This is a genomic window from Nostoc cf. commune SO-36, from assembly GCF_023734775.1.
In the GTDB taxonomy this organism is placed as follows: Bacteria; Cyanobacteriota; Cyanobacteriia; order Cyanobacteriales; family Nostocaceae; genus Nostoc; species Nostoc commune_A.
Genome location: NZ_AP025732.1, coordinates 3413453 through 3437493 on the forward strand (window position 1 = coordinate 3413453; position 24041 = coordinate 3437493).

A 24041-nucleotide genomic window follows, 5' to 3' on the forward strand; every position below is an offset into this window, starting at 1 on the left:
CTTTCAGTCTAGGTAGACAAATCTAGATTATGAGAGTTTTAGCTTTGAGCAGCTTGGACAAACCCTAAAGTTAAGCTGTCTTTAGCGAGGAAGTGAGATAAATGATATGCACGTTCCTCAGTTTTCAACAAAATCTTTTCGTACAGATAGCGTGTACCCCGATCGCCTAAACTCTCTGCCTGAGCAGCTTGACGACGAATTACGCCAATGATTGCTTGTTCGGCAGCTAGGTCATTTTCCACCATTTGGCGAGAGGAATATACACCTTCAGATTCTTGTTCAAAGCAGGTTAATTCTGCTAACTTGCTGAAGGTCGCTACTGGCACGCCACCCAGTCCATCCAAACGTTCTCCAATTTCATGAACGTGGTCTTGTACTTGGTTGTAGCTTGCGTTAAAAAACTCATGCAGAGAGTAAAATTCTGAGCCTTCAACTACAAAATGATGCTTTTGGTACTGCAAGTATAGTGCCTGGAAACTAGCCAATACAACGTTAAATCCTTCTGTCACTGGAGCAGTTACGCTGTGATCCAACAACACAGGGTTGTCATATACATTACCAAAATTCCGTAACAAAGTTTGTGTTTCAGACATTGCGTTCCTCTCTTTTTAACAGTTATAGATTTTAACTGCTTATTCCTTACATATTAACATTTTAATAAGAAGAGCAAGCCAATTCGCCATCACAATATTTTGTATTTTTGCTTACTAAAAATCTCAGTTTTATTGTTTGCTGGATGATGGCACGCTCATCAAGTTGCATAAAATTCTCATTATTATTGACATACCAGCTTAAATGTGTATATTTCCCAATAGCAGCAGGGAAAGAAAATAAAATTTTCTCTTCTTTGTCTTCCTACATCGCTCTTTCAACATGGGATAGCTGCAAAAAGTTGATTTTTTTCCAAAATTATTGAGAATTGTTTGCACTTAAGGTATGCTGGTTTTAAGAGGTTAAACTCTTCAGACTTTCAAAAAGCAGAGAGTTAAATGGCAGTAGTTACTGCAAGTTTGTTGCACTTTGAGGGCAATTCTCTTGAAATCGTTTAGTTCAGAAATAGAAAGCAACCACCTTGTAGAGGTGAATTGGGCAGATCGCTGGCAAGTCTATCAACGCCTAAAGGAGTTAGACATTCCCTGTAGTTGTACAGCTAACCAGCCATTACAAGTTGAAATTGACTCTCCTATGACGGTTGTTCAACTTTGGAGTGTGATACGGCGATTTACAGCCTCTCGTCAAGACCAGATTTGGACTCTTGAGTGCTGCTGGAAAAGTCGCTACCAAAAGTTCTAATCTACGATCGCCAGTCTTAACCCTGGTGTCGAAAATATCAGAGTAGATAACTTGTATTAGTTAAAAGGAGGTTAAAAAATGGGTGCATCTGAGAATATGGAAGTATCGGAATTTTGCCTTGAGGGCAGATTTATAGATTTTGTTATTAAAGATGGCTATAAGCTCAAAGGTTTGCTGCTAGGTACTCACGAGGGTGAATGCTACGTTAAACTTGCTAAACATTTACGGGCTGCTTTTGATTTGCGGCTACCAGCAGGTACTTTGCTACAAGTTGTTGGTTTATAAAGAATACGATATAAAAAAAGACAAAGTTACATTGAAAGCTGAACGTGTAATGGCGGCGCGTTCGGAAATGGCGACAGTTCAAACGATCGCAGCACTACAAGAACCCCCATCTATTGATAATGTCAAGGTAAAACCAGCTAAGACTAAGGCCACGATTTTGGTGTGTCAAAAGTCTGATTGTATGAAACGCGGTGGTAAAGCACTTTGTCAGGCGTTAGAGGCGGCTTTAAGCGATCGCGGTTTAGAAGACCAAGTTACAATCAAGGGCACTGGTTGTATGAAGAACTGTAAAGCTGGGCCAAACTTAGTAATGCCAGATAAAACGCGCCATAGTCGAATTCAAGCTGCACAGGTTCCAGCCTTGATGAATCAGCATTTTGGCGACAAGAGTTCGTCAGTGCAGCCTGAAAATTTAAGGGAAATTACGATATCTAATGGCAAACTTTGGAGAAGTAATTCATAAAATCTTGACATTTCAATGAGAAAGCTTAATAATATCTTCTCAAGTGTGTTCCATTATTAATACTCGGCATTAGACTTTTGCCAAGTATTTGCAAGAGTGTCAAGTTAAGCGATCGCCTACGATTTGTCATGAGCAAGGCAAAGTAGTAGTAGCGATCGCTTAATATTTGTAGGCAATTGGGTTAAGCGAGAGCATGCCATGAGCAACCTGTTTTGGCGAAAGTACCAGATATTTAACCGGAATCTTATGATCGCTTACCTACAGCCTAACAACACAGTACAGGGTCTTTACCTTCCTTTAATAGGGGTAATTATACTATTTGTTTACTCTCTGGCGGTAGTTGCTTGATGGACTGGTGCTAACTCTCATCTTTATAAATGTCTCTACGATGTCCTACTTTAATTACAGTTACGAGTCAAAACATTATCAACTACTTCATAAATAACTCGATAATCTCCTACTGCGAAGACGATAGGAGTTATCATCACCTTGTAATTTTTTTACCCCGTTTGGACGAGGTTCTATTGCCAAGTCGTTGATTTGAGTTTGTATGCGCTCTTGTACGTCTAGAGGTAGTTTCCGCGAAACTGCTTTTTCGCACCCTTGGAAAATTTAACTTCGTAACTCACGCAACATCCTTGTTTATTTCGTTTCTGATTTCGTTTTGAATTTCATCCCAAGACACAGTGCCATTAATGCGTATATCTTCTCTAGTCTTCTTTAATGGCTTTTAAGTCTTCTTCGTCGTCTATATCATCGATTCTTTTTAAGAGTGTATAAATTTCATCTAAAGTACTGTCATAAAGCTTGATGTAGCAGTACGTTGATATCTTTTATTAACTCTTCTCTTTCGTTTGTTGATTTCATTTTTAATTATCTAAGCGTGGTTTTACTTTCTCTGCCACCATCTCTATGGTAGAGTGTCGCGCTTTGTCATAAACGAGGCAAATTTCTTTAACATCTCTATGCAATTGAATTAAGCGACCGCCTACACATTGTCATCAAACAGACATAATGTAAAGCTTAGGCGTAGCCCAACCCAGGCATCGCTTTATAGTTTCTACCTAATTAGGTTGAGCGATCACTTATCGTTTGTAATTAGAAGGGTATATCTTCTGAAGCTGAATCTTCATTTAAGTCTTCTAAATCTTCGCGCTCAAGATTTGCCCCTTCAAGATTCGCCCCTTCAGGATTCGCCCCTTCAAGATTCGCCCCTTCATGATTCGCCCCTTCAAAATTCGCCCCTTCAAGATTCGCCCCTTCAAGATTCGCCCCTTCAAGATTCGCCCTTTGAAGATTCGCCCTTTGAAGATTCGCCTCTTCAAGATTCGCCCCTTCAAGATTCGCTCCTTCAAGATTCGCCCTTTGAAGATTCGCCCTTTGAAGATTCGCCCTTTGAAGATTCGCCCCTTCAAGATTCGCCCTTTGAAGATTCGCCTCTACAAGATTTGCCTGTTCCAGATTTGCCTGTTCCAGATTTGCCCCTTCAAGATTTGACTTTAAAACACTTGCTCGTTCAAGATTTGATCGTTCAAGATTCGCCTCGAAAAGATCTTTGAAGATAAGAATGCTGCCCTGTAAATTTAAAAAACTGAGACACTTTATAGCAAGTGCAATCTTTTCTACTGGTCTTTGTGCTTGAATTCTGGAAATCCAAGCACCACAGCTTTCTGAAGTATGCCATTTAATTTTGCATAAAGCATTCGTCAATTTAGTACAGCTATTTAAGACAGCCAACAATGCTTCTTCTGCATTACAAGCTTGTCTATTCTCTTCTTGAAAATCAGGTCTGGGAGTCAAGCGTTCCATCGGCATTCCATGACGCAACATAAAACTAATTAGATTGCATAATGTCTGCTGCCAATTGCTAACATCTGATGGATTCTGTAAACCCATTTCATCCGCAACAAACTTAAAAAGGTATTCATCCATAGGGGATGCACCGCACAGAATTGCCCACCTTGTTAAAGCTTCGCGCTCATCCCATCCTTCATCTGGATCATCCTGGCGATCCTTCAGCTTTTTATGAATCAGTTTAACTTCTCGTACAATACGTTTTGCTGTCAAATATTCACCAAAACTTTTGTGAGTAAATTCAAACGTTTTTTCCTGTTCTTTAACTCCGCTCTCACGAAAATAAAAGGCAGTCAAAAGACGAGTTACGCCTAATTTTGCACTTTCTTGAAACTTCTCTAAAAGAGTTTTTAAACTACTGTGTTCACAATGGGCTTCAATCTCTCTGACTGTTGTTGTTCGTCCATCTCCATGCCAGGAAGCTAAAGCAATTTCTTCGAGGATGCGAACAAAGTCTTTTTCCTCAATTCCACGAATAGCCGGATGTTGATAACCAGCCCAACCGCGCTGATAAACTGCTGTGAGCAAATTTGCATAAATTGCATTTAGGTTGCCGTCTGTAGGAAATTTCTTTTGCTGGTCAAAACTCAATGCTACCAGGTAATTCAGCAAGGGTTGGGCAGTAATTTCTGTCAGATTATCTTGGTTTAACTCTTCTGGTAAGCAATCATATCCCCGTCCGCTAGCATTGCCGTATTTCTGCCACCAAATCTGACGTTGATCTTGCTGCAATAAGTTTTGGTCATCAATGTAATTCTCTTTCTCATCTTCGTCTAACAAAATAAGGCAAGATATGCAAGATTTGCTGTGGTTGGCGAAAGTCGCTACTATTTGCTTGCACTACTAATTCTCGACCACTAATTAATACTTGTAAGCAAGTTTCACGGACATTAAACCGCTCTACCTTCCTTTGAACTTCACGCACAAATTGTTGAGCGATCTCAGTGGCAATTTTGCCCTGCATAGCAAGCTCATCTAAACCATCGAAGATAATCAGTAAGCGGGAATCAGCCTTTTCTTTATCTAGGGGATTATGTTTGAGAAAACCATCGTCTCGCACAAACTTACTAACTGCATCAATTAAATCATCCGAGGGTTCAAAATGGTGCAAAGGAATAAATAAAACCGGAATTTTACCTTTTTCTGCTTGGTTAGCTGCAAAGATTTTGGTAAAAGAAGATTTACCACTTCCTGGGCCACCACTAATCACTCTAATGGCATCATTGCGATCGCCTTTTTCTAACCAAGCTTCTAGTTCAGTTTCTAAATCAAGAACAATTCGCTGATATTTTTCATGTTCTCTCACCCGGCGTTCAAATTCTTCTGCTTTTTCACTCCCAACTTTCTGCTTATAGTAGGCGTGTAAAGGAACATAAACCTGTTTTAAACCAAAAGCTTCTAAAAGCATCGGTTCTTCAACCTGTTTTTGTAGCCAAGCTAAATAACGCTGCCATGACTGTTCCCGTTCATTGGCTTGAGTAAAAGGGGTATCCAGTTCTTCTTTTAAACAAGCATATTTTTCTGGGTGTTTTGCCCACTCTTCATGTAAAGCAAACACAAAATAGGTAGGAAGACGATGACTAATTGTTAGTGCTTGTGCCTCATTAACGCTAAAGTATTTTAACCAGTTGGCAAAAGCAGCTTTAACCGCTTCCAGAATCGGCAAATCTTTGGGACGGCGAAAAAACTCTTGGTCAATATGCAATTCTATACTTTCTAGGGAATGGTTGAGGCGATCGCACAATAGCTCAAGATCACTTTCGTTTGGTTTTTCAAACAGTAACTCTTGATTTCCTTTTATCAGACTCTCTATTGCTTCTTTCAAAGAACAGTAAATTAGTAACCAGGCAACTTCCTCTGGTGCTGATCCTAAACCTAGTGCTGATGTGGCTTCCACAGCATCTTTGGCTACTTCTCCCCACTGACCCAAAACCCCATTTATTACACCTTTTCCTAATGATTTGAATAGTTCTTTAAAGTCAGCGTTAATTGGTTTATTCCATAATGCAACAGGTTTGCTGACTGAAAATCCAGAGGTATTGCTCATTGCTGTTGTATGGCGCTGGTAGATGTACTGAGTTAATATATTTCAACAAGGTTTTATCAGATTTTTTCTGAAAACCAGTAGTAAATTTAACAATTTATCTAGATATATTTCTAATTTCAGCCTCAAAGGCTCAATGCTGAGGCTAAAAGGCTCAACTGTCAGCCTCAAAGGCTCAACGCTGAGGATAAAAGGCTCAATTGTCAGCCCCAAAGGCTCAACGCTGAGGCTAAAAGGCTCAACTGTCAGGCTCAAAGGCTCAACGCTGAGGATAAAAGGCTCAATCGTCAGCCTCAAAGGCTCAAGGCTGAGGCTAAAAGGCTCAACTGTCAGCCTCAAAGGCTCAAAAATGCCTTAGCGACTAGAAGTCGCAGCTACACAAACAAAACCCGCCTGCGCGGGTTGCAAAAATCTTTAGATACAAAACATGGTAGGGAAGCACAGATGTATTTCCCTACGAATACAGTGTATTCCACCCAAATTGATAACTGCGATGTAGGCGCAGCCCGCCGCAGGCATCGCCGATCTCAAGCTTTAGCTGGCTGCGGCTTCGGGTTTCTTTTTCTTGGAACGGCGGCTAAACCTGCGTCCCATCTCATCAATGACTGCATCTAAACCTGTAACATCACCGCTAGCTTTGGCATAGTTGTAAATTGCCAAGGCTGCTGCATAAGCTTCACTACCAGCCGCAATACAGGTATCATCTACCAATTCTTGCAGTTGGGTTAGAGACAATAGCACCGGATACAAGTCCTCATATATTTCCAAATCCCGGCGCATCTCTTCCAAATCGAAAGAACGAGGCAAAAAGTTAGGGTTCTGTGTTGCCACTTCTAAGGCTTTGCTGACAAAAGCCCGACTTTTATCTCCCATCTTTACTATGGTGCGTCGGTCTTCGGTAGTCAAATCAATCAAAAATGGTAACTTTTCTCTAATTGTAGCGATCGCCTGCATGACTGCTTCTTTATCTGCTGGGGCTAGACTGGCACTGATCCGATTTTCTGGCATTTTTAATACTCCTTTAGGGTACTTAATTTCAGTATTCCCAAAGTTATAGAAGCGATATCTACGACGGGCTACGCCTACGCATTATTTTTCAAGACAGGCTACCACTAAGACACTAATAGGACTTACGGAATGACGAACCACAGAGGCGCAGAGTACACGGAGAAATCAGAGTTTGAGAGATATTTTGCGTAAGTCCTAACCAAGAATTCGTTACATAGAATCGAGTCGATGACGTAATTGGCTACTAAAAGCATCAATTACTGTGACGACTACCAAAAGCACTAACATCATGGTTGTGGCTTTGGTGTACTCGAACCCGTCGATGTAACTTTTTAACTGAAAGCCAATACCACCTGCACCAACTACACCCAAGACAGAAGCAGCACGGATGTTGTACTCAAACATCCAAAAGGTGTAACCTAATCCCAGAGGTAGCACTTGTGGCAGAATGCCGTATTGAGCAATCTGTAGCTTGGAGGCTCCGATAACTTGCAAGGATTCAAGAGAACGCGGATCAACGGCTTCAATTGCCTGTTGATAAAATTTGGCAAGGTAGCCGATGGTGTAGATTCCCAAGGCTAAAGTTCCTGCTGTGCGCCTAAGCTAGTGGCGGCAACAAAAATTAGCCCCAGAATAATTGAGGGGACAGAACGCACAGTATTTTGCAGGTAAATTAGCTAGCGATCGCAACCACCCAGGCGCAATATTGCTGGCGCTAGCTATAGCCAATCGGTACAGAAAGAATGGCTCCAATGGTAGTTCCCCATAGAGACATCTGTACAGTTTCAATTAGTGCCTTAATTGCAATATCTAAAACTTTCCAATCGGGAGGAAATAACCGAGTAATAAAATCAGTGATGTATGGCCAGCTAGAACGCAGCAGTTCAAAATCGAGTTTGAGTCCTCGCAAAGCCCAACCATAAACTACCACGACAATTAATAAGATGAGTAGAGAACTCAGCCAAGGGTAGAAACGTAAGCGTTTTAATTTAAAAAAGGAACTCATATTGTATTGAAGAAGAATTCAGGAGTCAGAATTCAGGAGTCAGAATTGAATTTTGAATTTTGGTGACTGACGCATATATTTTTATTTGGAAGTCTTTCAACCGGAAACTTTTGCAAATTTAGCTTGTAAGTTGTCACAAAGTCCTTGGTAAACGACGCGTCCAGCATCTAAGACGATCGCTTGCCCTGCGTATTTTTCTGCAATACCCAAATCGTGCAAAACTGCGACAATAGTCATGCCTTGCTGAGTGTGCAATTGGGATAGAGTTTCCATGACTTGTTGCGATGCCACAACATCTAAGCCTGTGATGGGTTCATCGACTAAGAGAATTTGCGGCGATTGAATTAAAGTCCGGGCGATCGCTACTCGTTGTTGCTGTCCACCACTTAATTGACTGGTTTTTTGAAAAGCTAACTCTTCGAGTCCTAATTGTTTTAATAAATTTAGTGCCAATGTGCGATCGCGTTTAGAAAATCCCAACAGTGTTTGCCAAGTTGTTCTTTTACCAAGGCATCCGCATAAGACATTTTCCAGTGCTGATAACTGCCGAATCAATCCGCCACCTTGAAATAACATCCCAACATCGCGCCGAATTTTTGGCAGTGTTCGGGGATTCATCTCAACATTATTAACGAGCAATTCTCCTCTGACTGATGGCACTAGTCCAACTAGCGATCGTAGTAATGTAGACTTACCAGCACCATTTAGCCCCAGCAAAACGGCAAATTCACCCCGTTTAATCTGGCAATTAATCCCGTTGAGAATAGGACGATTCAGAGATGGAGTATAAGCTGTCTCTAGGTTATGACACTCAATAACATAATCATTCATAGAAATTTATTGAACAGAATTCAGGAGTCAGGAATCAGAATCTGATTTTTCATGGCATCTGGAAAACCTCTCTCTAAATCTCTCTCCTTTTAGGAGAGAGACTTTGAATTTCCCCCTTCCCGCGATGAGTTGGGGGTTAGGTTTTTCGTGGACTTTTCCACATAACCTGAATTGTCAGAGTCAGAATGGGCTAAACCTTAGCTATCCGCTAACAGAATGAATTTTGACAGAAATTGCGGATAGCGCCGCGTCTCGTAGAGAGTGTCAAGATTGGTAAGTTCTGAATTCTGAATTCTGAATTCTGAATTCTAAATTATGGTTCAATGCCAGCGATTTGCAGAGCGTCACGCATAGTTGCTAGGTGACGATCGTGGTTAATTCGCACTAATTCTGTGGAATTATACAAGTCGCTTAACAATTTATTATTTTCCGACTTATTTAATTTCAGTAAGGCGTTGATGATTTTTTCGCGTGTTGGGGCTGGAACATCATCATCGATAGCAATACCGTGGGCAGGTACACCAGTAATTTTGTGCAGAACCCGTAACTGACTCTTCTCTTCGGCGGTGATATAAGGTGGATTGAGAGCATATTCTGACACAACAGCCACATCAGCTTGACCGCGCACAACTGCTTGCAAGGCTTTGCTGTAATTGCCGCCATAAGAAACTTGACCAAAGAAATCATCTAAGCGATCGCGGTTGGGTACAAATTTTTGTTTGACCAACTCAGCGACAGGGATAATAAACCCAGAGCCAGAAGTAGGGGAAGTAAAAGCCATTTTCTTGCCCCGCAGTTGTTCTAAAGTGGCTTTAGCTGAATTTTGAGTTTTTAGGGGACTATTCTTAGGGACAACAAATGTTGAGCTATAGGTGTATCTTCCCGAATAAGTGGAACGAACTTCGGCTAGATACAAGCTAGCATTTGCTAATTGTTTTGCTTTCAAAGCCGGACGGCTACTTAAAAAAGCGACATCAGCCCGGTTTGCTCTCAAAGCTTCTACAGCAGCTGTATCATCACCGACTTGGGCGACTACTGGAATTCCTAACTCTTTCGATAAAAAAGCTCCTACTGCATTTGCCTTATTTTGCAAGTCTGTAGAATCAGCACGACTGGGAAAAACTATTGTTAAAGTTTTCTGCCCTTGGGCAAGTAAGCGTGGTGTCTGTTGATTAGTGGTGGGGTTAGCGATCGTTGCCTGCATAGCCCCTACTGTGCTGACTACTAAACCTGTAAGCACTGCAAATGCCGCGCCAGCACCCAATAAGCTCTTTTTCCTCACACTCATTTGCAACTCTCCATTAGGAAGTTTTCTCAGTTTTTTTGCTAATTAATTTTAATTAACCCCTAAAAAAGATTTATAGCTTTTAAGAACAAAAGTCAATAATAAAGCCTAGTTTGTTTGGAGAGTTGTAGGCTTCTTTTATGAGTGCATTGGTACTAACCGCTAATTACAGCGATCGCATCAATTTCTACCAACACATCTTTAGGTAAGCGCGATACCTGCACACAAGCCCGCGCTGGGGCTGTATCTTCTGGGAAATATTTAGCATAAATGGCATTCACCGCCGCGAAATCATTCATATCAGCTAGAAATACAGTGGTCTTTACCACATCTTGGAAAGTTGCACCGGCTGCTGTCAGGATGGCTTCAAGGTTAGCTAATACCTGCTCGGTTTGTTTTTTGACATCATCAGTGTAGACAACATCGCCAAGGCGGGGATCGATGGCAATTTGTCCAGCCACGAATACAAATTGACCTGAAGCTGCGATCGCTTGATTATAAGGGCCGACTGGTGCGGGTGCGTTATCAGTATTAATTACTTTACGGGTCATAGATATTACTTTCTCTAACGATGTTTCCTGTTTACCGATTTCTAGCTGAGAAGCGATCGGCTTGTAGACTTCTCCATCTGGCATTATCGCACCAGTTAGGTCAGCATCTTTAAAGGTTGCTCCATAGATATTTGCCCCAGTTAAGTCAGCTTTTCTAAGATTAGCTCCATTCAGATTTGCTTTCATTAAATCCGCTTGTTGTAAATCCGCTCTCTCTAAATTTGTCTTTTTTAGACAGGTTTTTCTCAGATTTACGCCTCTAAGATTTGCTGCACCTAAATCAGCCCCAGCCAGATTCATACCAGACAAATCCTTTTGAGATAGATTAATACCCCGAATCTTAGTCCCGTGCAAATTGGTATCTTTGAGTTTTACATGAATTAGGTTTGCTTGACTCAAATCAGCTTCAAACAAGTTAGTACCACTTAAATTCGCGCCGCTAAGGTTAGCTCTCACGAGATTTGTTTTTTTCAAAGAAGCTTCAGTGAGATTGGCAGAATTTAGCATAGCATCGCTCAAATCGGCATTATCTAAGTCTGCCCAACTTAAATTTAAACTAGAACTTTCCACCAAAGCACTTAAGTTTGCGCTTGTCAGAGATACCCTAGTGAGATTTGTGTTTTTAAGACATGCCTTACTCAAGTTGGCATTATTTAAATCTGCTCCCGTCAAATCTGCACTTGTTAGGTCTATCCCACTCAGATTTGCACCTTTGAGGTCTACTCCTCTCAAATTTACTGAATCAAACTTTCGTTGACCTTTTGCATATAGCTTTAAAAGTTCTTCAGCATCCATAATGCACCTTTAAATACCACTGACACAGTATAATCACAAAAACTTTGTGTCACAGGTATTCCTCTTCTCTTCTCTCTGCGCTCTCTGCGCCTCTGTGGTTCGTTCCTCTTACCCCAACCTCGGACGTATCCCATAATGCCGATATCGCCAATAATCGCGCAGAATGCGATCGTGGTCAAAACATAAATTACCAGGCACTCGCCAATATTCAAAAACTCCTACACCCTTAGCATCATCCCCAGCCACAGGTTCTCCCGTAGCTGTCGCCAAAAATACAATACTAATCGTATGCTGACGCGGATCGCGATTTGGGTCAGAATACACCAGTAATTGTTCAACTAACTCCACCTTTAAACCCGTCTCTTCCTCAGCTTCTCGCCGCGCCGCCACTTCCACCGCTTCTCCATAATCTACAAAACCACCAGGAATAGCCCAACCTAAAGGTAGATTATGTCTTTCAATTAACACTATTGGCCGATGAGGTCGATCTACTAGTTCAATGATGATATCAACTGTCGGTGCAGGATTTCGGTAAGTCATATTTATGAGTCATTGGTCATTAGTCATTGGTCATTAGTTATTCACAAAGGACAAATGACAATCAAAATGAGTTTACTTGATTTACCGTGCAAATACTGTTCCGTGATAAATTCGATGCGTTGGCTTTGCCACTGCCCCTTGGGCGATCGCATCGCGTGTCCATCAGATAATTGCTCCCTCTCATAATTCAGGTTACTTATGCCTTTTCCTAGATCCAGTGGTATTTTGTTGCATCCTACCTCCTTTCCCAGCCGGTTTGGCGTTGGAGATTTAGGCTTAGAAGCCTATCGCTTCATCGATTTTCTTAAAGATACCCATCAACAATATTGGCAAGTTCTACCCTTGGGCCCCACTGGATACGGTAATTCCCCTTATATGTGCTACTCAGCAATGGCAGGAAATCCCCTGCTAGTTAGCCCAGAAAAACTGCGAGATGAGGGTTTGCTAACTGAAGAAGACTTTGCTAATTTACCAGGATTTCCCGGAGAAAAGGTAGACTTCGACCAGGTTGTGCCGATTAAGATTGGGCTACTCAAAAAAGCCTGTGAAAACTTTAGAACAAATGCTACGGACATCCAAAAAAACGAGTTTGCAGGTTTTTGCGACAGCAAAGCCTATTGGCTAGATAATTACGCCTTATTTATGGCGTTGAAAGATGCCCACGAAAATGCAAGCTGGCATACATGGGAGCGAGAATTTGTCAAGCGCGAACCCGAAGCATTAGCTCAGGTACAGGATCGGCTTAACGGAGAGATTTTTTATTACAAGTTCGTCCAATTTGAGTTTTTCCGGCAGTGGTCAGAACTGAAAAGCTACGCCAATATGCGCGGTATAGATATTATCGGCGATATTCCCATCTACGTAGCTCACGATAGTGCTGACGTGTGGGCACATCCCGACATCTTTTGTTTAGACGAAGAAACTGGAGAAGCTGCTCAAATGGCAGGAGTCCCACCAGATTACTTTAGTGCTACCGGTCAATTGTGGGGCAACCCGGTTTATAACTGGGAGGAATTGCAAAAACAAGACTTTAAATGGTGGGTACAGCGCTTTGAGGCCATGCTGGATTATGTAGATATTATTCGCATTGACCACTTCCGGGGCTTCGAGGCTTATTGGTCAGTAGCCAAAGGCGAAGAAACTGCCATGAATGGCAAATGGGTGGAAGCACCTGGAGATGCTTTTTTTGAAGCGATTAGGCAGAAGTTGGGCAAGCTACCTGTCTTGGCAGAAGATTTGGGAGTAATTACACCAGAGGTAGAAGCACTGCGAGATAAGTATGAATTTCCGGGGATGAAGGTTTTACAGTTTGCCTTTGGTTCTGATCCCGCTAATCCATTCTTACCATTCAATTACCCGCGAAATGCTGTAGTTTATACGGGCACTCACGATAACGATACAACTGTAGGCTGGTTTAATTCAGCTAGCGATTACGAAAAGCATAACTTATGGCTTTATTTAGGTTGTATCAGTCCTGAAGGCATCCAGTGGGATTTAATTCGCCTAGCTTTGAGTTCCATAGCTAACCAAGCGATTATTCCCTTGCAAGATGTTTTGGGATTAGGAAACGAAGCGCGGATGAATTTTCCTAGTACTGCTGAGGGTAACTGGGGGTGGCGCTATCAAGCAGAAGCGTTGAGAGATGAATTACGCGATCGCTTAAAAGTTCTTACCAGGCTCAATGGACGCGCCCCGGAAGGACAATAAGGTAGGGGGAGCAGGGGAGGCAGGGGGAGCAGGGGAAGAAAAAATAACCAATGCCCCATGCCCAATTCCCCATGCCCAATTCCCCATATTTCAAAACTTAGGTTTTGCAGCAATCCTAACTTCTTCCTCTTTCCCCGGTTCTCCCATTTCCTTGGCTTTTTCTTGATTGATGCTCATTAACACGCCACCAGCATTATCAGTTTTCACAGTGAGTTGCTCTTGGGCTTTCCAAATGCGGTGAGTTCCCTCTGGGAGAATACCTTCAAACTCGGTTTTGCCATCGGCTACTACGCGAATCCAAGATGACGCTTTCAAAGTCACACCAATCTGTACAGCCTTTCCCTGTTGGACGGCGCTAAGGGTATCGTTAACTGATTGAACCTCCACCGATTCTTTTATTTGGGCTATCTCTGGTTTAACAATGGATTTTTGTTTTGGATATGGCTGGTTTTGGCTACTATTTGCTTGTAGTACAGCATTATTTAATAACTGAGATAAACCATTTACTGAGCATACTATTAGTAATATGTAAAGAAAGTAAAGATGAATCGGACGTAGTTGAGCAAGGGGTGAATGATTCCCTAGACCTTGAGGGTTCACTTGTGCAGAACTGATCGGAAAAGTGCCAGAAAATTCTACTCCATTCAAGCCTAGAGCTTCGGCAAATTGTCTGAGCAAACCTTGTATATAAACTGGTTCTGGCAGATCGTTTAAATTACCTTCTTCGATCGCCTGCAATAATCGCCGGGGAATCCTGGTTAATACAACCACTTGCTCTAGAGATAGGCCCTGTTCTTGCCGCAATGCCCAAAGTTGAGCGCCTAATTCTGCCAACTTTTCGGCTCGTTGTTCCTCTAAAGAAAGTGATGGCTGGTGATTATTCTTCTTTCTTAGCCATTTCATGCCTACTGACACTCCTTAACTCCGCTGATTCTTTAATAGGTTGCGTTATCTGATCTTGCAAAAAGCGAATTTCATGATCTTTGAGGGAACGATATTTACCCTCTGACAATAAGGGTTCTTTTGGTGTTTGTAATTGAATTGAGCCGATAGCAACTCGATGCAGCTTGATTACTGGGTATCCTAACTGTTGAGCTATACGGCGAATTTGGCGATTTCTTCCCTCCTGCAACACTATTTCTAAAAAGCTGTGGTCGGCACGACGTTCTATTAGATGTACTTTAGCCGCCCTGGTTTTTCTACCCTCCAACATGACACCCTGACGCCACATTTGTAGTACTTTTTCTGAAGGATGTCCTTTGACCAAAACATGATATGTCTTGGAAATACTGTGGCGGGGATGGGTTAGTCCAAATGTCAGTTCTCCGTCATTGGTCAGGATTAATGCTCCTGTAGAGTCTGCATCTAAACGCCCAACTGGGTGAATACCTGAACCCTCTCGTAATTCTTTCGGTAGGAGATCCAAGACTGTTGGTCTGCCGTGAGGGTCGTAGCAAGTCGAAACCACTCCTGCTGGTTTGTGCAGCAATAGATATATTAAAGCCGGACGCTGCTTTTTGGATACAGGCTTATCATCAATTGCGATCGCATCTTTTTCGGGATCAACTTTTTGACCCAAATGTGCCAATACTCCATTAATCCGCACCCGTGAGTGCCTAATCATTTCTTCGGCTTCACGACGTGAGGCAATACCCCATTGAGCGAGAATTTTTTGTAACCGTGCCTCCATGTGGAAATTGCTTATTTACTGTTAACAATTAAATGATATTTGCATTTTGTAGCGAGTAGGCATAAATGTTACATTTAAAGCTTGTTTAATTTCTGTTCGGTTGTTGAGCAAATACTCGTACAAAGATTAGTTAGTAGATGCCAGAGCAAAATTCCCAAACAACAAGTGCAAATAAAATCCGCATAATTACGCAGGTACTGACAACAGCAGTCAAGCTCTGGTTAAGAGCGCAAGTCAGCCAAATATCAGAATTAGAAGTGGAGATCAAAGCGAGCGATCGCCAACTTATTTCTGGACGCATCCCCTCAATATCTATTTTTGCTACTCATGCAGTTTATCAAGGTCTCCTAATTACACAAATTAAGTTAATAGCAGAAAATATTCGGATAAATATCGGCTCCATACTCAAGGGTAAACCTCTGCGGCTGTTAGAAACAGTATCAGTAGTTGGGGATTTAATCGTAGACGAGAAGGATCTCAATGCTTCTCTCTCATCTGATTTATTATCAACTGCTTTGAGTGATTTATTGGTTAAGGTTTTACCAACACATTACTCACAGTCACAACCAATTAGTTGGCAAGAAATTATCCTTGAGAACAACCAAATTCTACTGCGAGGTTTGAGAGTAACCAATAGTGAAACAACGCCTCTAGAAATTTGTCTGGGCTTACAGTTACAAAGTGGGCATGAGTTACAAGTGGTACATATCCCAATCCACCCCCACCACGAAGATACATTAAACAACAATCGTGAGTACAATCTCGATCTTGGCTCAGATGTTGATATCCAAGAACTAACGCTGATCCCAGGTAAGTTGGTGTGTCGTGGGCAAATTAACGTTAATCCTTGATGGGACTGGGGAGTAAAGAAGGGAAATAGGGTACAGATTATTCCCTATAACCTGTACCCTGTACCTTAACCCCAATGCCCCATGCTCAACTTACCTATCTACTAACTAGTGGTAATAGCAATGTCACAAAATAATAAACCAAAGGAGCAGTGAAAATATAACTATCAGTACGGTCTAAAATACCACCGTGACCGGGGATCAACTGTCCCGAATCTTTAACTCCAGCATCTCGCTTGAGCATAGATTCGGTAAGATCCCCTAAAAGACTAGCAATACCTATCAGCAAACCCAATGCAAGACCAGTGAAGGGGGATCTGGGCAAGTGTAGATAATAGGCTCCTGCTATGGCTACGGCAACACTTGAAGTAATGCCAAAGACAGCACCTTCTACAGTTTTTTTCGGGCTAATCTCAGACAGACGGGTTTTCCCAAAGAATTTGCCAATAGTGTATGCACCGATATCGGCTGCCCAAATACACAAAAAAGTCAGCAGTGTTGCTGTAAAACCTTGTGGTAAAGAAGCGGAATTTGCCTTTTCCCAGAAATCTGCCCAGGTTGTGGGCCAGTAACCTCCCAAAGAAATATTGCTAAAAACAGCACTATCAATTGCTCGTAATCGTACCCAGTAACTCGGTAAATAACCTACATAAAATAGCCCCATAATAGAAGCAGAAACATCAGCGATCGTGGCAAATTTGGGCTGAAACAGTAGGTAAAAACAAATAAGTGTGCCAGCTATTGGCATTACAGCATCAGCTAAACTGCCATCTAGCGTACAAATCACCAGCAATATTTGGCTGACAGCCATAGTGGTTTTAGCAGCAGGAGCGATGCCTCTGGCTCGTACCAAATTAAAATATTCCTGTTGACCCAAAAAGATGATAACTGCAAAGATGATGGTAAAGTACCAACCCCCCAAAAGGGTTGCAGAAAGAGCAAGAGCGATCGCAACAATTCCACTAATAATCCGAGACCAAGGCATAGAAGTATTAAATATGGGGCATTGGGCATTGGGCATTGGGCATTGGGCATTGGGCATTGGGCATGAGGCGTTGGGCATGGGGCATTTATTAATTAATTTAGTTATTCTTTCTTCTCCTGCTTCCCCTGCTCCCCTAACTTCCTTATCTCTGTTTCCCCCCTTCCCCTGCCGTCTCTTGCAATGCCCTATGCCCCATGCCCCATTCCCTAATCCAGTTTCTCACCACTGAGGATAAAAATAGGATCAACGGCGGTAAAGCTTTGAGAAAAGCCGCGCGTCTCTAAGCGGTTAACCGCAGACTGGACGACTTCGATATTTCTAGCCCTTAACAGAGAAAAGCTCTGGGAAATAGCATACAGACTTTCTAGATTAGCAGCTGTGGCTACAACCCGACCGGATGGGGGCAAATAATGCCATGCCGCTTGCAGAATATCTTGAATGGGGCGTCCTCCCTCGATACAAATACGGTGAGGGGCAACCTTGAGGTCATGTAAACACTCTGGGGCGCTGCCTTCAACAACTTCAACATTTTTCACATCAAAGCGATCGCAGTTACGCTTGATCAAATTAGCTACTTCTTCATCCCTTTCTATGGCGATAATCTGTCCACCTGGACACAATAACCCCACCTCTACCGGAATTGTACCCGTCCCTGCGCCAATATCCCACAACACAGAATCTGATTTTAGTCGCAGTTGGGCAATCAATAGCAGTCGGACTTCTCGCTGACTCAGAGGAATTCCTGGCAAATGTTCAAACAATTCATCAGGAATACCAGGGGTAATATAAGGCCAAAGTTGGGAGGGCATAGAACTACGCAATTATACTAAAGATATCGATTTGCCAAATTGAAAAGCTATAAGCTATAAAAACTTTTCAACCTTAGCATTATAAAAAAACATAATGATTGGCGAAATATTAGGCGAACACTATGAAGTTCAGCAACTACTAGGAAAAAAAGCAGGGCGGCGGACGCTATTAGCTCGTGATTTGCAAACTCAGGAATTAGTAGTTATCAAATTACTTTCTTTTAGTAGTGACTTTGAGTGGGATTCACTCAAGTTGTTTGAACGAGAAGCTGAAACTTTAAAAAACCTAGCACATCCCTCAATCCCTGGCTATTTAAACTACTTTGAAGTAAATTTACCAACCATCAAAGGATTTGCTCTAGTACAAACTTATATCCCTGCACAAACTTTAGAGCAATGCTTACAAACTGGGCGAAGTTTCACAGAAATTGAAGTCAAACAGATAGCCAAAGCACTTTTAGAGATTCTTGTTTACCTACATGGGCTTTATCCGCCTGTAATTCACCGTGATATTAAGCCTAGCAATATTTTATTGGGCGATCGCTCTGGCAATAGTATTGGTCAAGTTTATTTGATAGATTTTGGCTCAGTGCAAACAGTCTTGGCCAGCGAAACCGGCACAAGAACTGTGGTAGGAACTTACGGCTATATGCCACCAGAGCAATTTGGCGGACGCACTGTTGCAGCATCTGACCTTTATAGTTTAGGCGCAACCTTAATTTATTTAGTGACGGGTACTCACCCAGCCGATTTACCCCAAAAGGATTTTCGGATTCAGTTTGAACAACTGGCTAATTTGAGTCCCAGCCTGACTAATTGGTTAAAGTGGATGATTGAACCCAGTTTAGAACGGCGTTTGAGTTCTGCGGGTGCTGCACTGGCAGCTTTGGAGAAACCACAACCGACAAACTTGCCTACTTTAGTTGTTAGCAAACCAGACGGGAGTAAGATTCAACTAACCAAAAATGCAGATTCTCTAGAAATTATCGTTCCACCCACTGGTTTTGATCCATCAATAGTATTCACAGGTTTATTTGCGATCGTCTGGAATTCATTTATCCTGTTTTGGACAATTGGCGCACTCTCAGCGCCTTTTCCTTTCAACATCCCCTTTGCCTTGTTCTCACTTCCTTTTTGGGGTGCTGGCTTGATGATGGTGTATAAATTTCTCTTTCATTTATTTGGACGCATCTGCTTACGCGTGAATCCCAAAGAAATTGCCATAACCTGGGAGTTGTTTGCTTGGAAATTTTATCGCCCCCGTGCAGCACCAAGAGAAAGTATTACTAAATTGGTTTACATTCCAAAACATTTTACAAAAGACTCTGAAGGCACTAGAATTGCCGTTCCAGCACAATTGGATATTTGGGTAGGAGTAAAAAAATATCAACTTGGTGATATTAGTGGTGCTATTAAATCTGAAGCAGAACTGGAATGGCTAGCTCATGAATTAAGCGATTGGTTAAATTTACCAATTACTAATCCAATTAGAAGTTAGTCGCACTGATTATCCCTTTGTTCAAGATGTCCAGTTCTGTCTCGATCATACTTATATAGAACACCGATACTGGTATGAGTGTAGATATTTAGCACATTACCCTATTCATCCAGCAAATTGATCAAGAAAAATAGCTAACAGTTGGAAAACTTATGCTTTTATGAATGATACTATCTTCATAACAAGTTACAAATGTACTAATAAAGTTTAGATGAGACTTAATTGTAACCCTTACTACGAAACAAAATTTGGCGCTGCTTATTTGGGAAATAGCCTAGAATTAATGGCACATATTCCCGACGAAAGTATCGACCTAATTTGTACCTCTCCACCATTTGCATTAGTTCGTAAAAAAGAATACGGAAACGTTGATGCTGACGAATATGTTGAATGGTTTAAAGATTATGCAGCACACTTTTACCGTATTCTTAAACCAACTGGCTCACTAGTTATTGATATTGGTGGCAGTTGGATTAAGGGGATGCCAGTCCGTTCTCTTTATCATTTTGAACTGGTTGTTGCCTTATGTAAACCAAAAGAAAAAGGTGGACTAGGATTTTATTTAGCACAAGAATTGTATTGGTATAATCCAGCAAAACTACCCACCCCTGCCGAATGGGTAACAATTCGCAGAGAAAGAGTTAAAGATTCGGTAAATACAATTTGGTGGCTGTCAAAAGAACCGCATCCTAAAGCTAATAATAGAAGGGTTTTAAAGCCTTATAGTGATGCTATGAAAAACCTTCTAAAGAATGGGTATAAACCCAAAGTTCGACCATCAGGGCATGATATTTCCGATAAATTTGGGAAGGACAGGGGAGGAGCTATTCCTCCAAATATTATTGATGGGCGTTGTAGTACAGACAAAGAAGAAATAGGGCAACAGACTCTTATCCAAGAAACTTTATTTGAAGATTTAGTCCAGCCCGTAAATGTAATTTCTGCCTCAAATACTGCTTCCAACGATTATTATCAAAGGCGTTGCAAACAAGAAGGTTTTAAGCCACACCCGGCAAGATTGCCTCAAGCTTTACCAGAGTTTGTTATCAACCTTTGTACAGAACCAGGTGATATTGTTTTAGAACCTTTTGCTGGTTCTAATATGACGGGTCGAGTTGCAGAAACTTTACAAAGACGCTGGTTAGCTTTTGAGATTGATGAAAATTACATCAAAAGCTCAAAACTGAGATTTGAAGAAAATGCTCCTTTAGTTGTTGAACCACCAGCAGATTTAACGACAATAACAACAGAAAATGCTGATAATAACCAATTAGTAGAGTTAGGACTGTTTTAGTGCATGGTTTAAGACCCCACTGCCGTTGAGTGGCCCCTTCAACCATCTACTTATCAGTGGCGGACTCATCTGATTTGAGCCATTAATGTCTATATTTAATTACAGATACCTTAGAGGAAATTTATATGTTTGGACTAGGATGGCCAGAAATAGCTGTAATTAGCATAGTCGCTGTTCTCATTTTCGGCCCAAAAAAAATTCCCGAACTGGGAACTGCACTGGGCAAAACCCTACGAGGTTTTAAGGAGGAGATGAAAACTCCCAGCGAAGAAACCGATCCGGAACAAGAAAAACAATAAGAAAAGGAGTGAATACAGGAGAAACCAGTGCGGTCTTTGGTTCTCCTCAAGTGGAATAACTGGCTTTAGGAGAAATGCACTCACGAGAAAATGCATTTTCAATATTGAGAAATTTCTGAATATAGTTTTTCTCATCAACATACTTGGAGCAACGAGTCATAGTCCCGTTGCACAGAAATCCTTTTGATTCCTGATTCCTAATTACAGCAAGGTATTAACAACAGAAGAAGGTGTTATGCCATTTTGGGAATCCATAACAGTTGTGCCAGTATTTTGTTGGTGTGTCTCTTCCTTCGCTAGACCTCGCAGCTTAATTAACTTAATAGCCCGAGTAACGCTTTCTGGCAAAATTACCACCAGACTGTTATCAGGAGCCATGTCTAAGCCTTTATTTATGGCTTGAGTTTCATCCAGAATTGATTCATAGCGGCTATCAGGCTTGACTTGGGTGATGCCTTGAATAATCAACTGGGCGGCTGAACCCCTTACGCGTCCCCGTGTGTCATCGTCTTCTTTGATAATGATGTAATCAAAAATTTGTGCTGCTAGTTTGCCCAATGTAACAAAATCTTCGTCGCGGCGATCGCCTGGCCCACCAATTACGCCAATCCGTTGTCCTGTAGTCCAGTTGCGTACAAAAGAACCTACAGCTTCGTAACTGGCTGCGTTGTGGGCATAGTCTACCAAAGCGTGGTAGTTTCCTAAATTAAATAAATTCATCCGTCCTGGTGTTTGACTAACTGAAGCCCGGAAAGTCCTCAAACCAGCACGAATCTGTTCAATTGTGACGTTTTGCACGAATGCTGCCAAACTTGCAGCTAAAGCATTGGCAATCATAAACGGCGCACGTCCGCCCATTGTTAAAGGTATATTTTCTGCTCTTTCTATCCGGTGTGTCCAATCACCTTTAACAATTGACAAATAACCATTTTCATACACTGCCGCTACTCCGCTCTTTTGGATGTGCTTCCGCACCAATTCCGAGTCGGGGTTCATGGTGAAGTAAGCAATATTAGCCTTAGTTTTTTCTGACATCGCAGCGACGCGATGATCGTCGGCGTTAAGTACTGCGTAGCCATCGGGGAATACGGCTTCGGCTACTACGCTCTTGAGGTTAGCTAACTGCTCAATGGTTTCTATATCGCCTATTCCTAAGTGATCGGCGGCTACATTTAATACTACTCCCACATTTGCGGCTTCAAAGCCTAATCCAGAGCGGAGGATGCCACCGCGAGCCGTTTCTAATACCGCTACTTCTACTGTGGGATCTTGGAGGATAACGTGGGCGCTTTGGGGGCCTGTGTTATCGCCAGATTCTACTAAATAATCACCGATGTACGTTCCATCAGTAGTCGTATAACCTACTACTTTTCCAGTCTGTTTATAAATATGTGCTAGTAGTCGAGTAGTAGTGGTTTTGCCATTAGTACCCGTAATGCTGAGAATGGGAATTTGGCTAGATTGCTCATTGGGAAACAGCATATCCATCACTGCGCCGGCGACGTTACGGGGGATGCCCACACTAGGGGCAACGTGCATTCGGAAGCCGGGAGCGGCGTTAACTTCGACAATCACGCCATCAACTTCCCGCAGAGGACGGCTAATATCTGTGGTGACGATATCGAGTCCAGCAATATCCAAACCAATAATCTTGACTACCCGTTGTGCCAACCACAGATTTTCTGGGTGAATTTCATCGGTACGGTCTACGGCACTACCACCTGTACTTAAGTTTGCCGTTGCTCTCAGATAACAAATAGTACCCTTGGGTGGCACGCTATTTAAGGTATGGCCTTGCCTTTCTAGCAACTGGTAACTGGTGCGGTCTAGTTCAATCTTGGTTAGGACGTTATCATGCCCTTCACCGCGATTTGGGTCAAGGTTTGTTTCCTCAATTAATTCGGCGATGGTGGATCTGCCGTTGCCAATGACATGAGCCGGGACGCGTTCGGCTACTGCTACTACTTTGCCATTTACCACTAGTACCCTGTGGTCGCGCCCAACATAATACCGTTCGACAATAATTGAGCGGGAAACCTGTCTGGCAGCTTCATATCCGGCTTCAGCTTCTTCCCAAGTTCTAATATCAATGGTAATCCCCCGTCCGTGATTGCCATCCAGTGGCTTGATAACGATGGGATAGCCGCCAACGAATTCAATAGCTTGTTCCAAATCGTCTAAGAAGTTGATCACTGTACCTCTGGGCACTGGCGCACCAGCAGCAGCGAGGATGCGTTTAGTGGCTTCTTTATCGCAAGCTAGTTCTACACCCAAAATGCTGGTGTTGTCTGTCATTGTGGCCTGCATCCGCTTCTGGTTCACGCCGTAGCCTAGCTGAATCAAAAAGCGGGCTTCTAGCGACATCCAGGGAATACCTCTTTTTTCTGCTTCTTTGATGATCGCTTCAGTGGAAGGGCCTAAGGAAGCATCACGGGTGAAGTCTTTCAGGTCTTGGATATCTTGCTCTAGTTCTGCCTTGGGATAACGGCCTCGATCAACGATACTCTGGCATAGCCGTACTGCGGCTCGTCCAGCGTAGCGTCCCGCTTCCTCATTCTGATACTCGATCACTACTTGGTAAATTCCGGGTGTGGCAGTTTCGCGGGTGCGACCAAAGCCGACATGCATACCAGCTAATTCCTGGAGTTCTAAGGCTACGTGTTCTACGATATGACCCATCATAGTGCCTTCTTTGACTCGCATCAAAAACCACCACGACAGCCAGGCGAACAATAGTGGCCCTCCAGACTCGGCAGCGCCTCAACTAATCCTTCATAAAAGCCAGGGATTTCATTCGAGGGTATCTCGCCAAGGGTTTCTAAATCGAGGCGCATGACGATCAGTTTGTGGCGTCGAATGCTCCAATAGTTTGGGCCGCGTAAGGTCTGGATCTTGAGGATTCTCATGGGAATAGGTAGATGGAGATTCGGAACCAAAACTCTAGTTTCTTACTGGA

19 protein-coding genes and 3 pseudogenes are annotated in these 24041 nt (G+C 42.4%); 7 read left to right on the forward strand and 15 right to left on the reverse strand.

Features of this window, described 5'->3' with window-relative positions; translation table 11 throughout:
* Positions 1–38: 38 nt before the first annotated feature.
* Positions 39–593: a DNA starvation/stress protection protein DpsA gene (gene dpsA, locus ANSO36C_RS15375; protein WP_251955248.1), complete on the reverse strand. Its 555-nt coding sequence runs from the start codon at positions 591–593 to the stop codon at positions 39–41.
* 442 nt (positions 594–1035) lie between these two features.
* Here dpsA and ANSO36C_RS15380 point away from each other — a divergent pair, with 442 nt between their 5' ends.
* Both ANSO36C_RS15380 and ANSO36C_RS15385 read left to right on the forward strand, forming a co-directional pair.
* Positions 1036–1293: an Asr1405/Asl0597 family protein gene (locus tag ANSO36C_RS15380; RefSeq protein ID WP_251955249.1), complete on the forward strand. Its 258-nt coding sequence runs from the start codon at positions 1036–1038 to the stop codon at positions 1291–1293.
* 78 nt (positions 1294–1371) lie between these two features.
* Positions 1372–2041: pseudogene (locus ANSO36C_RS15385) on the forward strand ((2Fe-2S) ferredoxin domain-containing protein).
* Positions 2042–3139: 1098 nt separating this feature from the next.
* On the opposite strand, the gene ANSO36C_RS15400 reads toward ANSO36C_RS15385, so the two are convergent.
* From ANSO36C_RS15400 to ANSO36C_RS15445, 9 genes and pseudogenes are all read right to left on the reverse strand, one after another.
* A complete protein-coding gene (locus ANSO36C_RS15400; RefSeq protein WP_251955250.1) occupies positions 3140–4675 on the reverse strand; it encodes a pentapeptide repeat-containing protein in 1536 nt (511 codons plus the stop codon).
* Entirely contained in the window at positions 4659–5942 is a 1284-nt protein-coding gene (locus ANSO36C_RS15405; RefSeq protein WP_251955251.1) for a hypothetical protein, read from the reverse strand. The genes ANSO36C_RS15400 and ANSO36C_RS15405 overlap by 17 nt, the downstream gene beginning before the upstream one ends.
* 42 nt (positions 5943–5984) lie before the next feature.
* Complete coding sequence (locus ANSO36C_RS15410; RefSeq protein ID WP_251955252.1) at positions 5985–6278, reverse strand: hypothetical protein; 294 nt, start codon at positions 6276–6278, stop codon at positions 5985–5987.
* Between the two features lie 195 nt (positions 6279–6473).
* On the reverse strand, positions 6474–6947 hold the full coding sequence (locus tag ANSO36C_RS15415; protein ID WP_251955253.1) for a hypothetical protein: 474 nt from the start codon (positions 6945–6947) through the stop codon (positions 6474–6476).
* A 210-nt stretch (positions 6948–7157) separates the two neighbouring features.
* Positions 7158–7953, reverse strand: a pseudogene (gene phnE, locus ANSO36C_RS15420) (phosphonate ABC transporter, permease protein PhnE).
* A gap of 96 nt (positions 7954–8049) precedes the next feature.
* Entirely contained in the window at positions 8050–8784 is a 735-nt protein-coding gene (locus tag ANSO36C_RS15425; protein ID WP_251955254.1) for a phosphonate ABC transporter ATP-binding protein, read from the reverse strand.
* Between the two features lie 313 nt (positions 8785–9097).
* Positions 9098–10072: a phosphate/phosphite/phosphonate ABC transporter substrate-binding protein gene (locus ANSO36C_RS15430; protein ID WP_251955255.1), complete on the reverse strand. Its 975-nt coding sequence runs from the start codon at positions 10070–10072 to the stop codon at positions 9098–9100.
* Positions 10073–10224: 152 nt separating this feature from the next.
* The gene (locus ANSO36C_RS34235; RefSeq protein ID WP_323374446.1) at positions 10225–11415 is read right to left on the reverse strand and encodes a Rid family detoxifying hydrolase; all 1191 of its coding nucleotides are present in this window, start codon (positions 11413–11415) and stop codon (positions 10225–10227) included.
* A gap of 108 nt (positions 11416–11523) precedes the next feature.
* Positions 11524–11955: an NUDIX domain-containing protein gene (locus ANSO36C_RS15445; RefSeq protein WP_251955256.1), complete on the reverse strand. Its 432-nt coding sequence runs from the start codon at positions 11953–11955 to the stop codon at positions 11524–11526.
* Between the two features lie 198 nt (positions 11956–12153).
* On the opposite strand from ANSO36C_RS15445, the gene malQ reads away from it, so the two are divergent.
* The gene (gene malQ, locus ANSO36C_RS15450) at positions 12154–13662 is read left to right on the forward strand and encodes a 4-alpha-glucanotransferase (protein WP_251955257.1); all 1509 of its coding nucleotides are present in this window, start codon (positions 12154–12156) and stop codon (positions 13660–13662) included.
* Positions 13663–13752: 90 nt separating this feature from the next.
* On the opposite strand, the gene ANSO36C_RS15455 is transcribed toward malQ, so the two are convergent.
* Both ANSO36C_RS15455 and ANSO36C_RS15460 read right to left on the reverse strand, forming a co-directional pair.
* The gene (locus ANSO36C_RS15455; RefSeq protein ID WP_251955258.1) at positions 13753–14565 is read right to left on the reverse strand and encodes a helix-turn-helix domain-containing protein; all 813 of its coding nucleotides are present in this window, start codon (positions 14563–14565) and stop codon (positions 13753–13755) included.
* The gene (locus ANSO36C_RS15460; protein ID WP_251955259.1) at positions 14540–15352 is read right to left on the reverse strand and encodes a pseudouridine synthase; all 813 of its coding nucleotides are present in this window, start codon (positions 15350–15352) and stop codon (positions 14540–14542) included. Before ANSO36C_RS15460 ends, ANSO36C_RS15455 begins: the two co-directional genes overlap by 26 nt.
* 137 nt (positions 15353–15489) lie before the next feature.
* Between ANSO36C_RS15460 and ANSO36C_RS15465 the strand changes: the two genes are divergently transcribed.
* On the forward strand, positions 15490–16203 hold the full coding sequence (locus ANSO36C_RS15465) for an LmeA family phospholipid-binding protein (protein ID WP_251955260.1): 714 nt from the start codon (positions 15490–15492) through the stop codon (positions 16201–16203).
* A gap of 94 nt (positions 16204–16297) precedes the next feature.
* Here ANSO36C_RS15465 and ANSO36C_RS15470 read toward each other — a convergent pair whose 3' ends face one another.
* Together ANSO36C_RS15470 and cbiT are read right to left on the reverse strand one after the other, a co-directional pair.
* Positions 16298–17185: a phosphatidate cytidylyltransferase gene (locus ANSO36C_RS15470; protein WP_251960345.1), complete on the reverse strand. Its 888-nt coding sequence runs from the start codon at positions 17183–17185 to the stop codon at positions 16298–16300.
* 206 nt (positions 17186–17391) lie between these two features.
* Entirely contained in the window at positions 17392–17994 is a 603-nt protein-coding gene (cbiT, locus tag ANSO36C_RS15475) for a precorrin-6Y C5,15-methyltransferase subunit CbiT (protein WP_251955261.1), read from the reverse strand.
* 94 nt (positions 17995–18088) lie between these two features.
* Between cbiT and ANSO36C_RS15480 the strand changes: the two genes are divergently transcribed.
* The 3 genes from ANSO36C_RS15480 to tatA all read left to right on the forward strand — a co-directional run bounded on the left by ANSO36C_RS15480 (position 18089) and on the right by tatA (position 21085).
* A complete protein-coding gene (locus ANSO36C_RS15480) occupies positions 18089–19492 on the forward strand; it encodes a serine/threonine protein kinase (RefSeq protein ID WP_251955262.1) in 1404 nt (467 codons plus the stop codon).
* A gap of 211 nt (positions 19493–19703) precedes the next feature.
* Positions 19704–20786, forward strand: a complete 1083-nt coding sequence (locus ANSO36C_RS15485; RefSeq protein WP_251955263.1) for a DNA-methyltransferase — start codon at positions 19704–19706, stop codon at positions 20784–20786.
* A gap of 125 nt (positions 20787–20911) precedes the next feature.
* The gene (gene tatA, locus ANSO36C_RS15490) at positions 20912–21085 is read left to right on the forward strand and encodes a twin-arginine translocase TatA/TatE family subunit (RefSeq protein ID WP_251955264.1); all 174 of its coding nucleotides are present in this window, start codon (positions 20912–20914) and stop codon (positions 21083–21085) included.
* 201 nt (positions 21086–21286) lie between these two features.
* Here the strand turns inward: tatA and cphA are convergent.
* A pseudogene (cphA, locus tag ANSO36C_RS15495) lies at positions 21287–23991 on the reverse strand (cyanophycin synthetase).
* Positions 23992–24041 lie beyond the last annotated feature (50 nt).

Bases quoted from the DNA above. Each gene is read 5' to 3' on its own strand.
- dpsA (WP_251955248.1), bottom strand. From the start codon at position 593: ATGTCTGAAACACAAACTTTGTTACGGAATTTTGGTAATGTATATGAC.
- ANSO36C_RS15405 (WP_251955251.1), bottom strand. From the start codon at position 5,942: ATGAGCAATACCTCTGGATTTTCAGTCAGCAAACCTGTTGCATTATGG.
- ANSO36C_RS15415 (WP_251955253.1), bottom strand. From the start codon at position 6,947: ATGCCAGAAAATCGGATCAGTGCCAGTCTAGCCCCAGCAGATAAAGAA.
- ANSO36C_RS15425 (WP_251955254.1), bottom strand. From the start codon at position 8,784: ATGAATGATTATGTTATTGAGTGTCATAACCTAGAGACAGCTTATACT.
- ANSO36C_RS15430 (WP_251955255.1), bottom strand. From the start codon at position 10,072: ATGAGTGTGAGGAAAAAGAGCTTATTGGGTGCTGGCGCGGCATTTGCA.
- ANSO36C_RS34235 (WP_323374446.1), bottom strand. From the start codon at position 11,415: ATGGATGCTGAAGAACTTTTAAAGCTATATGCAAAAGGTCAACGAAAG.
- ANSO36C_RS15445 (WP_251955256.1), bottom strand. From the start codon at position 11,955: ATGACTTACCGAAATCCTGCACCGACAGTTGATATCATCATTGAACTA.
- malQ (WP_251955257.1), top strand. From the start codon at position 12,154: ATGCCTTTTCCTAGATCCAGTGGTATTTTGTTGCATCCTACCTCCTTT.
- ANSO36C_RS15455 (WP_251955258.1), bottom strand. From the start codon at position 14,565: ATGAAATGGCTAAGAAAGAAGAATAATCACCAGCCATCACTTTCTTTA.
- ANSO36C_RS15460 (WP_251955259.1), bottom strand. From the start codon at position 15,352: ATGGAGGCACGGTTACAAAAAATTCTCGCTCAATGGGGTATTGCCTCA.
- ANSO36C_RS15465 (WP_251955260.1), top strand. From the start codon at position 15,490: ATGCCAGAGCAAAATTCCCAAACAACAAGTGCAAATAAAATCCGCATA.
- ANSO36C_RS15470 (WP_251960345.1), bottom strand. From the start codon at position 17,185: ATGCCTTGGTCTCGGATTATTAGTGGAATTGTTGCGATCGCTCTTGCT.
- cbiT (WP_251955261.1), bottom strand. From the start codon at position 17,994: ATGCCCTCCCAACTTTGGCCTTATATTACCCCTGGTATTCCTGATGAA.
- ANSO36C_RS15480 (WP_251955262.1), top strand. From the start codon at position 18,089: ATGATTGGCGAAATATTAGGCGAACACTATGAAGTTCAGCAACTACTA.
- ANSO36C_RS15485 (WP_251955263.1), top strand. From the start codon at position 19,704: ATGAGACTTAATTGTAACCCTTACTACGAAACAAAATTTGGCGCTGCT.
- tatA (WP_251955264.1), top strand. From the start codon at position 20,912: ATGTTTGGACTAGGATGGCCAGAAATAGCTGTAATTAGCATAGTCGCT.